Source organism: Rhodohalobacter sp. (genome assembly GCF_041686455.1).
Taxonomy (GTDB): domain Bacteria; phylum Bacteroidota; class Rhodothermia; order Balneolales; family Balneolaceae; genus Rhodohalobacter.
Genome location: NZ_JAWLDW010000095.1, coordinates 1 through 10,631, shown reverse-complemented (window position 1 = coordinate 10,631; position 10,631 = coordinate 1). Strand labels below are relative to the sequence as shown.

At 41.3% G+C, this 10,631-nt stretch carries 10 protein-coding genes and 4 tRNA genes; 5 read left to right on the top strand and 9 right to left on the bottom strand.

What is annotated here, in order from left to right; translation table 11 throughout:
- From ACESM0_RS10520 to queA, 9 genes are all read right to left on the bottom strand, one after another.
- The coding region (locus tag ACESM0_RS10520) for a GTP-binding protein (protein ID WP_002583150.1) at positions 1-93 on the bottom strand (93 nt) is incomplete at its 3' end.
- A 50-nt stretch (positions 94-143) separates the two neighbouring features.
- A tRNA-Thr gene (locus ACESM0_RS10515) sits at positions 144-215 on the bottom strand.
- An 11-nt stretch (positions 216-226) separates the two neighbouring features.
- Positions 227-299: transfer RNA gene (locus ACESM0_RS10510), tRNA-Gly, on the bottom strand.
- Positions 300-303: 4 nt separating this feature from the next.
- Positions 304-386 (bottom strand) — tRNA-Tyr (locus ACESM0_RS10505).
- Positions 387-417: 31 nt separating this feature from the next.
- Positions 418-489: transfer RNA gene (locus ACESM0_RS10500), tRNA-Thr, on the bottom strand.
- 151 nt (positions 490-640) lie between these two features.
- Entirely contained in the window at positions 641-1,291 is a 651-nt protein-coding gene (locus ACESM0_RS10495) for a DedA family protein (protein ID WP_372906170.1), read from the bottom strand.
- A 4-nt stretch (positions 1,292-1,295) separates the two neighbouring features.
- Entirely contained in the window at positions 1,296-1,778 is a 483-nt protein-coding gene (gene ispF, locus ACESM0_RS10490; RefSeq protein ID WP_372906169.1) for a 2-C-methyl-D-erythritol 2,4-cyclodiphosphate synthase, read from the bottom strand.
- A gap of 7 nt (positions 1,779-1,785) precedes the next feature.
- A complete protein-coding gene (gene ispD, locus ACESM0_RS10485) occupies positions 1,786-2,490 on the bottom strand; it encodes a 2-C-methyl-D-erythritol 4-phosphate cytidylyltransferase (RefSeq protein WP_372906168.1) in 705 nt (234 codons plus the stop codon).
- Positions 2,491-2,494: 4 nt separating this feature from the next.
- Entirely contained in the window at positions 2,495-3,541 is a 1,047-nt protein-coding gene (gene queA / locus ACESM0_RS10480) for a tRNA preQ1(34) S-adenosylmethionine ribosyltransferase-isomerase QueA (RefSeq protein ID WP_372906167.1), read from the bottom strand.
- Positions 3,542-3,783: 242 nt separating this feature from the next.
- Between queA and ACESM0_RS10475 the strand changes: the two genes are divergently transcribed.
- The 5 genes from ACESM0_RS10475 to ACESM0_RS10455 all read left to right on the top strand — a co-directional run bounded on the left by ACESM0_RS10475 (position 3,784) and on the right by ACESM0_RS10455 (position 10,517).
- Complete coding sequence (locus ACESM0_RS10475) at positions 3,784-4,269, top strand: hypothetical protein (RefSeq protein ID WP_372906166.1); 486 nt, start codon at positions 3,784-3,786, stop codon at positions 4,267-4,269.
- Between the two features lie 9 nt (positions 4,270-4,278).
- Positions 4,279-4,734: a LytR C-terminal domain-containing protein gene (locus ACESM0_RS10470; protein WP_372906165.1), complete on the top strand. Its 456-nt coding sequence runs from the start codon at positions 4,279-4,281 to the stop codon at positions 4,732-4,734.
- 8 nt (positions 4,735-4,742) lie between these two features.
- Entirely contained in the window at positions 4,743-5,159 is a 417-nt protein-coding gene (rsfS, locus tag ACESM0_RS10465) for a ribosome silencing factor (protein WP_372906164.1), read from the top strand.
- Between the two features lie 62 nt (positions 5,160-5,221).
- Entirely contained in the window at positions 5,222-9,082 is a 3,861-nt protein-coding gene (locus ACESM0_RS10460) for a sensor histidine kinase (RefSeq protein WP_372906163.1), read from the top strand.
- Between the two features lie 73 nt (positions 9,083-9,155).
- Positions 9,156-10,517: an MATE family efflux transporter gene (locus tag ACESM0_RS10455; protein WP_372906162.1), complete on the top strand. Its 1,362-nt coding sequence runs from the start codon at positions 9,156-9,158 to the stop codon at positions 10,515-10,517.
- The last annotated feature ends 114 nt before the right edge of the window (positions 10,518-10,631 follow it).

The window sequence follows — 10,631 nt, the reverse complement described above, 5'->3', positions numbered from 1 at the left end:
CGCTGCCGTTAATGTCGTCTTACCGTGGTCTACATGACCAATCGTCCCTATGTTTACGTGCGGCTTACTCCGCTCAAACTTCTCTTTTGCCATGGTAAAAAAGATTATTTATGATTTATTTTTCTAGAATATTCAACCTGAAGAGCCGATAGTCGGAATTGAACCGACGACCCCTTCCTTACCATGGAAGTGCTCTACCTCTGAGCTATATCGGCTTTTTTCAGAGAGCGGGCGACCGGAGTCGAACCGGCAACATTCACCTTGGAAGGGTGATGCTCTACCAATTGAGCTACGCCCGCAAAGTGGGGGGAGCAGGATTCGAACCTGCGAAGTCTTACGACAACAGATTTACAGTCTGCCCCAGTTGGCCACTTTGGTATCCCCCCCTCAGTGCTTTTTGGATAACGCTATCCAAAGAGCCAGTGACCGGATTTGAACCGATGACCGGCTGTTTACAAAACAGCTGCTCTACCCCTGAGCTACACTGGCTGATCAAAATTTCAACACTTCCATGATGAGAGTTACAAGCTAATTCAGGTGAACCATCAAACCTCATCCTATCTTTCCTGAACGGAATATACCTCCCGTTTGCGAAAGACTTAAAATCTAAAAACATCTCCGGTATTAATCAACCCTTTTGTTAATTTTTTTTACCCTTATTTCTACGACTCTCTTTTACCTTCTTTATTGTGAATCTGATAACAATAAATGCAACAATCAGCCCTAAAACAATTCGCCCATATATATTTAAGTAGTGCCCGATAATCTGCCAGTTTTCATTAACAATCCACCCGAAGCCCAATAAAATAAAATTCCAGGCAAAAGAACTAACTGTAGAACTCAAAATCGTCGTTGACACTCTGGTTTTTGTAATACCTGACACCAGAGAAATAACCGATCGGGTACCTGCCAGAAAACGATTGGCAACAATTACGCCCTGGCCCCATCGCTGCATCCACCTCTTCACTTTGTCGAAGTACTTAATATCAACAATGCGCATCAACCAAAACTTACTTCGTTGAACTTCTATTCTATAACCAAATTGCGCACCTATCCAATACATACTCATAAAGCCAAAAACTGAAGCGAGCGTTGTTATTGTCAAGAGTGGCACAAAACCGACTATCTGTTCTGCAGCAAGGTATCCGCCAAATGCCACTAAAACATCTCCAGGAATAGGTGGAATGATATTTTCGGTATAAGCTACTACTGTAAATATCAAATAGATTTTAAACGGGGACAAGGTAAACACCCAGTCTACTATTTGATTTATGTACAGCTCAAATCCCATAACTTCATTCAGACTTTTTTACTAATACCACTGCTTGCGCTACAATCCCCTCACCGCGCCCAATGAATCCCATCTCTTCACTAGTAGTTGCCTTTATAGAGACTCTATCCTTGTCACAATCCAGAGCCTCTGCAATTTTATCCCTTATATCAGGTATAACCGGATTTAACTTTGGCGCTTCTGCTACCACAGTAGCATCCAGGTTCGTTAAAGAGTATCCTCTCTGCAGAATTAACTGATAGGCATTTTTTAACAGAATTATACTATCTGCATTTTCATAATCGGGATCCGTGTCGGGAAAGTGCGTTCCAATATCACCCAGAGCTAAAGATCCTAGTAGCGCATCAGTTATAGCGTGCAGTAGAACATCTGCGTCTGAATGCCCCTTGAGCGCTTTGGAAAATGGAATCTTAATACCGCCCAGAACCAATTCTGTGCCCGGTTCAAATGCGTGAACATCATATCCGTACCCAATTCTAACGTCCATATAATATTTACTTACCTGACAGGATTAACTTTGCAAGTTGGAAGTCCAACGGATAGGTAATTTTAAAATTATCGGTTGTACTTTTGATGACAGAAACTTTACCTCCTATCATTTCTACCAAAGAAGAGTCGTCTGTTCCCATAAGTTTGCGCATGGTTGCATTATTGTATGCCCTCAATAGAACTTCTCTCTTAAATATTTGTGGTGTTTGCGCCTGCCACATTCTTTCTCTTTTGGGAGTTTCCACTACATATTTAGCATCTTCAACTTCTTTGATAGTATCCTTTGCCGGAGTTGCTAAAATTGACCCGTCAACTCCCGGATTGGAAGCTTCATTAATACACTCAAGAATTAGCTGTTTCGAAACAAAAGGCCTGACAGCATCGTGAATTGCAATTAACTCTGCAGAATCAGAAACATATTGAAGGGCTTTGAATACAGACTCCTGTCTCTCAGCCCCTCCTTCAATTACTGTCAGTTCTATGTCGCCGAATACAGAAGCAACTATTTCACAGGTTTGATCTTTGAAGAACTCAGATGTTGAAACAATCAACTCATGTATCGCATCAACTTGCCTGAACTGCAAAAGAGTATGTTCCAAAATTGTTTTGCCGGCAATAGTGAGGTAGGGTTTGGGAATTTCCTCACCCATTCTTGTCCCCGACCCTGCCGCCGGCACCACCAGTGCTACTTGTTTTGAACCGGAACCCAAAACATTACAGTATTAACATTGCATCGCCAAACGAGAAAAATCTGTAATCATTGGCAACTGCTTCTTTATAGGCTTCCTTTACAAATTCAAAACCGCCAAATGCAGATGCAAGCATCAACAATGTCGATTCAGGCCTATGGAAATTAGTAATAACACCTTCGGTAATTTTAAATTCGTAGTCAGGATAGATAAACTTATCCGTCCAGCCTGTACCGGGCTTCGACATGCCGCTGGCCATAACACTGGTTTCGATAACCCGAACAGATGAATTACCACATCCAATTACTTTATTTTTTTTGCTCTTTAGTGCCTCGTTGATACGATCTGAAGTCTCCTGAGAAATAAAATAGTTCTCAGAATCCATTCTATGCTTGGTTAAATCTTCAACCTCAACATTTCTGAATGTACCCCAGCCTATGTGCAGTGTAACAGGTACAAAGTCGACCCCTTTCTTTTCCAGCTTTTCAACCAGCTCGGGAGTAAAATGCATTCCTGCGGTTGGAGCCGCAACCGCGCCTCTTTCCTTGGCAAAAATTGTCTGATACTTTTCCTTATCGCTCTCTTTTGGTTCTCTTTCGATATAAGGAGGGAGCGGCATATCACCTATCTCATCCAAACGATCATAGAGATCCTGGTTTGGACCATCATACAGAAAACGAATCGTTCTTCCACGTGATGTTGTGTTATCCACAACTTCTGCTATTAAATCCTCACCAAAATAGAGCTTGTTGCCAATTCTGATTTTTCTTGCAGGCTCTACCAATACATCCCAAAGCATATTTTCCGGCATTAGCTCTCGGAGTAAGAAAACCTCAATATCTGCGTCGGTCTTTTCTTTTTTCCCTTTGAGTTTAGCAGGAAAAACTTTGGTATTATTGTAAACTACAACATCACCTTTATTCAAATATTTGTGAATATCAGAAAACTTCTCATGCTTGATTGACTTATCTTCTCTATTCAGCACCATTAACTTTGAGGAATCTCTCGGATCAGCTGGCTCTTCAGGTACATTAAAATCTTCGATTTCAAATTTGAAATCCGTAAGTTTCATTTTCAAAACGGTAGGGATTTTTTGTTAGTAAATTCATCTATTCGGAAGCTTTCAAATATAGGCTCTTTTATGCCCTTTAACAAATAACAACGTGCGACATCCGTTACCCGTAATAACTTTTATAACATTTTTAATTTTTTTGGCGTATTTACTAACTGCGTCTGTTTATGTATAATTAATTAAACGATTACTCGTTTTATAGCATTACCTAACTGTAAGTCAACTACCAGTCTATAACAGCTATGAAATTTTTTACTACACTGATTCTGATTTTTACATTTACAGCACTTGTTGCTGAAGCACAACTGCGGGAAGATCTTCAATATCAACCTGATGAATATACGGGTGCCGTAACGCATACTCATGGTGAGGCTTCAACAGGTAGTTGGATGAATATGCTTAATATGACGATGAGCCACTCTTACAGCATGTCATTTGCAAATTTTGGCGGGCAAACTCAAAACCTGAACGCCTACACCAATTCCATGTTTTTTGATGTGAGTGACAAATTAGATGCGCAATTAAACGTGTCTCTGTTACACTCTCCATTTGGCAACAGTTTCATGAATAATAATAATCTGGGAACTCAAATTATTATTGACAGCGCACGGATTGATTATAAATTCTCTGAAAACACACGTATTTCAGTTGAATTTTCTCAAAATCCCTATCGTAACTCTTTCGGAAGCTATCACTCTCCATTTGGCAGAAGATATATCGGTTATTAATTACGATATATGACTCAGGATTCCCGAAAAGATCAAACAAATAATTTAATCCTTAATTCCGTAGTCGGATTTCTTAGTGTTCTGCTCCTCCTGTTGCTTTTCGCACTTGGAACCAGGTTACTCTACCCCCGTATTGTAAACGAACGTGTAGTTGAAGACCCGGCCTTAATTAGCAACGTTATACAAATGGAGGTATTGAATGGAGTTGGAATTTCAGGGTTGGCCAATCAATTTACAGGCACTTTGAGACAATTTGGATTTGATGTGGTAGAAACCGGAAATTTTGACCACTTTGATGTACCCAACACATTGGTAATTTCAAGAAACGGTCAAGTTGAAAATGCCAAACGAGTTGCTCATGCTATTGGCATAGATGAACGATTTATTTTAAGAGAGGAATCTCCTGAATTTTATTTAGATGTAACTTTAATTATCGGTAATGATTTCGAAAATTTAAATTTGTAAGGACGCCTATGACAAACACGACTAAAACTGCTGAGTCACAATTCACTAAACCCTCTTCCCAAAAAAGTGTGGATACATCTACTCTGATTAATGCCATCACCGAGGGATTACTTGAGAAAAAAGCAAAAGACATTGTTCTTCTTGATGTAAGAGAGCTTACAACTCTAGCTGATTATTTTATTGTCTGTCACGGTACATCAGACACACAAATTCGAGCACTGGCCAACAGTGTGGAAAAACAGGTTAAAGATGAATTGGGAGAAAATGTATGGCAACAGGAAGGCAAGGACTCTCGCCGTTGGGTTATATTGGACTACGTAAATGTAGTTGTCCACATCTTTACCGAAGAGAAACGAAATTATTATGGTATTGAACGAATGTGGAATGATGCAAAGATTACACATATCGAAGATGAAGCTACCTAAGTAACTGACATCAAACACTTTTTGACATCAGTTACAAAATAACTGATAAACCAATCCAACCTTTGAGCAGCCAAAAATCATATTTCCTTACGTTCAGCTCTATCGGGTTTTTGGGTCTTTTGGCACTGCTTATACTCTTTGAAATAAATTATAATCCCGGCGGATCTTTGACAGATGAAGAGCTCAGTGAAGAGATCCAGCTTGGTCTATCTGAAGCTCAGGACCACTTTAATCAATTATATATAGATTTTAAAGATCGTTCTGATGAGCTCTATCGTGAAGTTTCTCAGCTACCTCTCACAGAACAAAACAAACCTGCAATTCACAATCGGTTTCGCAACTTCCCATTTTGGGGCAGCTCTCTATACCACGAAGAAGATCGATGGATTTGGAATGGCTTTAGCCTCACTCCATCCCCAATTCTTTCATTGGATTCATCCGACTCCCTGAGAGTTAGTGTCCAAAAAAGAAATAACGTTGTATATCTGTTTGGACAGAGATCATTTACGCCCGGTGATGAACAATTTCTTCTTCTTACCGCCGACAAAATAGAACAGACTACAAATCTCCCGTTTGCCGACAGGGTATCTTTTCACCTCTCCGATTCACCGGAATTAAAAAGCAACTTTCCTGTTACTTTTAATTTCTTCGCCAGCCCACCTGAAGAGTTACCATATCTTACACTTTCAACTGAAACGTCTGATTCAGTTGGCACTGTCCACGCTGACCCGGCAGACTCTGAAATATTTATCCGGAATGTTTCAGAAAGCATTGCTACATGGAGATCGTTCATATATGCGGGTTTAATTCTTACCCTGGTTATTCTTTTCACAGCATTTACAACCTACACCGAAAAATTGGTTGTGTTTCGTTTTTTAATTCTCATACCGTTACTGCTATGGGGATTATTTTTCCATTTTAATGTACTGTCTGACTGGATATTTGCAGAGCTTCTTCCACCTGATTGGAACACGGAACCCTACTATGAGCTTGCGGCATACAGTGCTCACGCATTTTTTCTTACGATGCTGCTCATTCCTCTCATTCGATTTGTCCTTTACACCAATCAAAAAACATCGGAAGAATCTCACTTAAAAACTTTGCTGCTGGCATCAGCTTTAGGCGCCGGCTCCTCTGTTTTAATTATTTTTCTTTTTTACCAAACTCAACAGGTTTTGATAGGCTCTCCGCTCACATTGCTCGACCTGGAGTTAGCCCCTGATTATTCCGTCTTTATTTTTTATATAAGCTCCGCTACATTCTTCACTTCCGTTTCAGGCATCATTATCTGTACCGGGCTCTACCTATACCGGTTTGAAATTGATAAATCGGTTGTAATTGGTGCTGTTGCTCTTTTTGCTTTTTTACTAACCTACTTTTTAATCGATGTTGTATTTACGCTTCAAACGTTTCTCTCCCCTGTCTTTTTTGCCAGTCTCTTTACCTTTTTGATACTTCTTATTCTCATACAGACCATTCATGAAAAAAGTGAGATTTTTTCAGACATGTCCGGTTTCAGGAAAGTTCTTCTATCGGTTCTGCTGATTACATCATCTATCTATTTTATAGTGTGGAGTTCATCCAGCAACCGGCTTGACAGAGAGTTGAATCAAAAAGCAATAGCATTTGCAAATGAAGAAGTACTGAACACCCGGAAAATTCTCAGATCTTTATTGGCAGACCTGGAAAGCTCTCTGATTTTTTTAACAGAAGAAGATATTCAGCAACGAACCGCCACTATACAGGGACAATTTCAGAGAGCAATTCAAAACAGCATACGTCCAGAATGGCGAGAACACTCATTTGAAATACAGCTTCTCACTCCTGATGGCAGGTTAATAAGCGATTATTCTACAAATCTGGATTCTCCCGGATGGCGCTCTCTGGTAGATATGACCACCATGCGAGTATCATATGAAGGTGAACAGCTGCGCCGTTTAACCAACAGACCGATTATATGGGACACCAGACCTGCAGAACTTGGAGAACAGTTTATATCTTTTTACCGGGGATGGATACCAATTTATGACGAAACCGGTTTTGATGAAAAAATAGCGTGGATTTTTGCGGCTGCTTACCTGGAGAGGCCCGACTTTAACAGGCCAATGCGGGCTGTTCTTTCCGCTAATTCCGTCCAAGAATTGGATAGAAGTTTTTATATGGCTGAATTCGTTGATGGAAACGTTAACCGAACATCAATGGAGGGGATTTATAGTAATCAGCCTCAGTACAATAGGCTTCCTGCCCGTGAGTCGGAAATATCTCAACGGGACAGCGTTGCTTATATAACAAATGCTACATCTCAAGGAAAATTCAGAGAGATCCTGGTTCGAAAAGATTCTGACACCGTTATAAAAGCGAGTACTCCGATGCCTGGCTTTAACCTTCTTCTCTTCTCATTTTTTAGATATCAAATTGTACTGATATTTTTCGGTCTGTTTCTATTTGCCATTTTTTCAACTGCGGGATTTCGAGCATTCAGGCTGTTCGGACAGAGTAAAAAATTCAAGCATAGGCTTCTGGACGGATTAACTCTGGCTACCATAATATTTCTGACAGTCTTAATAATTTCAACCCAGGTTGCCGTTAACCAGCAAAATGAAAAAAATGTAAAACGTGAGCTCATCACTAAATTAAACAGCCTGAGTGAATCTCTGCGGGGTGAAATTCAATTTGAACAACCCGGAAGACGTACAACCAGGCTTGCTGAATATGCTTCCTCACTCAATGTAGACGCCATACTTTTTAGCGGTGCAAATGTACTGGACTCCACCACCCCTCAAATCTTTCAACAGTATGTGATGCCGCGCACCATGCCCTATGACGTGTACAACTTTCTCTACAACAGGGAGCGGCGGCATTTTACAACCACTACTGAAATTGCAAACGAGAAAATGCTCATCGGTTATCGGGCACTGCTTGATGAGAACAATCAACCAGCCCGTGTTGTGGCTATTCCAACTTTTGTAGAATCCCCCGTTTATCGGGAACAGCTTTTGGAAGCAACAAGCTCACTTTTTGTAATCTATCTGGCCATTTTTGCCATCTTTATTATCGGTACTGTAATTCTATCAAACCGTTTGACAAAACCACTTCAAATGATTCAAACAGGCTTGAGTAAAATTTCCCGGGGAGAAATGAATATTCGAGTAGCAGTAACCGGTAAAGATGAAATTGGCTCACTGGCAAAAGCCTACAATGAGATGGTTGAAAAACTGGAGCTGACACGAAAAGAACTCGTTGAGGCCGAACGGGAAGCAGCCTGGAAAGAGATGGCTCAGCAGGTTGCTCATGAAATCAAGAATCCGCTCACTCCTATGAAATTAAACTTACAACATTTGCAGCAGCGGCTTGAAGCCAACCCTGATAAAGTGATGGAGTTAAAACCGATCATCGAGAAAACTGCAGAAAATATCATTGAACAGATTGAGTCACTCAATAAAATCGCGTCTGACTTCTCAAAATTTGCCAAACCGGTACAGGATCCTTTTGAGCCTGTAGATTTAAAAAAACTACTTACATCCATACGTGAACTCTATATCCATGATGATAATGTATCCATTGAGAGCAGTCTTGCAGAGTATGAGCTAAAAGTAAACGGTGTTGAGGATGAACTTCGCAGAGTTTTTATCAATTTGGTCAAGAATGGAATTGAGGCTCAAGAAGAAGGAAAAGCTGAAATTTACATTACGGGTGAGAAGGTTAACCAATCCATTAAAATTCAAATTTCTGATACGGGAGCAGGTATCGCGCCGGAAGACCGGGATCGAATTTTCGTCCCCAATTTTTCCACAAAATCAAGCGGAACCGGCCTTGGTCTGGCCATAACAAAAAAAATTGTAGAGGCTCATAAAGGGACAATAACATTTGAATCTGAGTCGGGTGCCGGCACCACATTTACTCTTACATTTCCTGCCCTGTAATATCTCGCTCACTCTCCATTTTGAGGGCTAACAAGTCTCTCCATTTCTTCGTACCATTTGCCTTCTCAAACCGATGGATACGAATCAACCCACATATCGAACTGACATCCGAAAGGAGCTATCATCATTGCTTCGAATAGGTGTACCTGTAATTATCACGCAGCTTTTGCAAATGAGCATGAGTTTTGTGGATACCGTGATGGCAGGTCGGTTATCGCCCGAAGACCTGGCAGCCGTAGCTGTAGGTTCCAGCACCTTGATGCCTTTTGTGGTTCTCTGCCTGGGATGCATGATGGCGGTCACTCCCATCGTTGCTCAGAATGTTGGAGCACGAAATTTTGACCTGATCGGGAAAAATGCCCGTCAGGTTCTCTGGTTAAGTCTTATATTGGCTATTCCCAGTTTTTTCCTGCTGCGAAATCTGGATTTTATTCTTGTCTTGATTGGAATTACGGACGAAATCATCCCCATTGCATCCGGCTACCTGAAAGCAATCGCCTGGGGAATTTTCCCCGCTTTTGCATTTGGCGCGCTGAGATATTTCAGTGAGGGTTTGAGCGTCACCCGTCCGGCTATGTTTATTGCCGTGATTGGACTTTTGGTAAATATACCTGCAAACTATGTGTTGATGTTTGGTAAACTGGGCTTTCCCCAGCTTGGCGCTATAGGTACCGGGTATGCATCGGCCATTGTTTTTACGGTGATGTTCATTGCTATGCTTTGGTTTACGATGAAGTTTGACTCATACAAACGATTCGACATTTTCGGAAAATTCCGGTGGCCTGAAAAGAAATATTTAAAAGAGCTACTCAGCATCGGAGTTCCCATTGGAATCAGTTCAACAATGGAAGTAACCATGTTTGCCGTGGTAAGTCTATTGGTCGGAACCATCAGTACGGTAGCGGTTGCCGGGCACCAGGTGGCCATTAACTTTGCCGCAATGACATTTATGATACCATTTGGTCTCTCCGTTGCTATTTCGGCACGGGTTGGGCAATCTATTGGTCGAAATCGACCGGATGAAGCCCGGTTCAGGGGATTTGTGGGTGTGGCCACAGCCAGTTTCATTATGACATTCACCGCAATGATTATGTTTCTGTTTCCGGAATATATTTCAGCGATCTATACCGACGATCAGGATGTGACTAATATGGCCGTTCAACTGCTTTTTATGGCAGCTATTTTTCAAATTTCTGATGGGCTTCAGGTAAGCGGATTCGGAGCGCTGCGTGGAATAAAAGATACTAAAGTACCAATGTATGTAAACCTCGTAGCTTATTGGGTAATCGGAATTCCGCTGGCATATTATCTCGGATTTATTGCAGAATATGGTCCTCAGGGATTGTGGGGAGGTTTAATTGCCGGGCTAACCGTGGCAGGAATCCTGCATAACATCCGTTTCTACAGAAAGACAAAGGCAATGGGAGGTGTTTAAATACAGAAACTCCTGAGAACCCTAAAACCGCACCAATCCCAACCCCCCGGTAAAATTAACCTGCAGTCCCACCAGCACGGCAGGACGACTTAAAAGTCCAACTTCATCCAATCC

Excerpts from the sequence above, each read along its gene's own strand:
- ACESM0_RS10470 (WP_372906165.1), top strand. The coding sequence starts at position 4,279 with ATGACTCAGGATTCCCGAAAAGATCAAACAAATAATTTAATCCTTAAT.
- queA (WP_372906167.1), bottom strand. The coding sequence starts at position 3,541 with ATGAAACTTACGGATTTCAAATTTGAAATCGAAGATTTTAATGTACCT.
- ACESM0_RS10495 (WP_372906170.1), bottom strand. The coding sequence starts at position 1,291 with ATGGGATTTGAGCTGTACATAAATCAAATAGTAGACTGGGTGTTTACC.
- ispF (WP_372906169.1), bottom strand. The coding sequence starts at position 1,778 with ATGGACGTTAGAATTGGGTACGGATATGATGTTCACGCATTTGAACCG.
- ACESM0_RS10455 (WP_372906162.1), top strand. The coding sequence starts at position 9,156 with ATGGATACGAATCAACCCACATATCGAACTGACATCCGAAAGGAGCTA.
- rsfS (WP_372906164.1), top strand. The coding sequence starts at position 4,743 with ATGACAAACACGACTAAAACTGCTGAGTCACAATTCACTAAACCCTCT.
- ACESM0_RS10475 (WP_372906166.1), top strand. The coding sequence starts at position 3,784 with ATGAAATTTTTTACTACACTGATTCTGATTTTTACATTTACAGCACTT.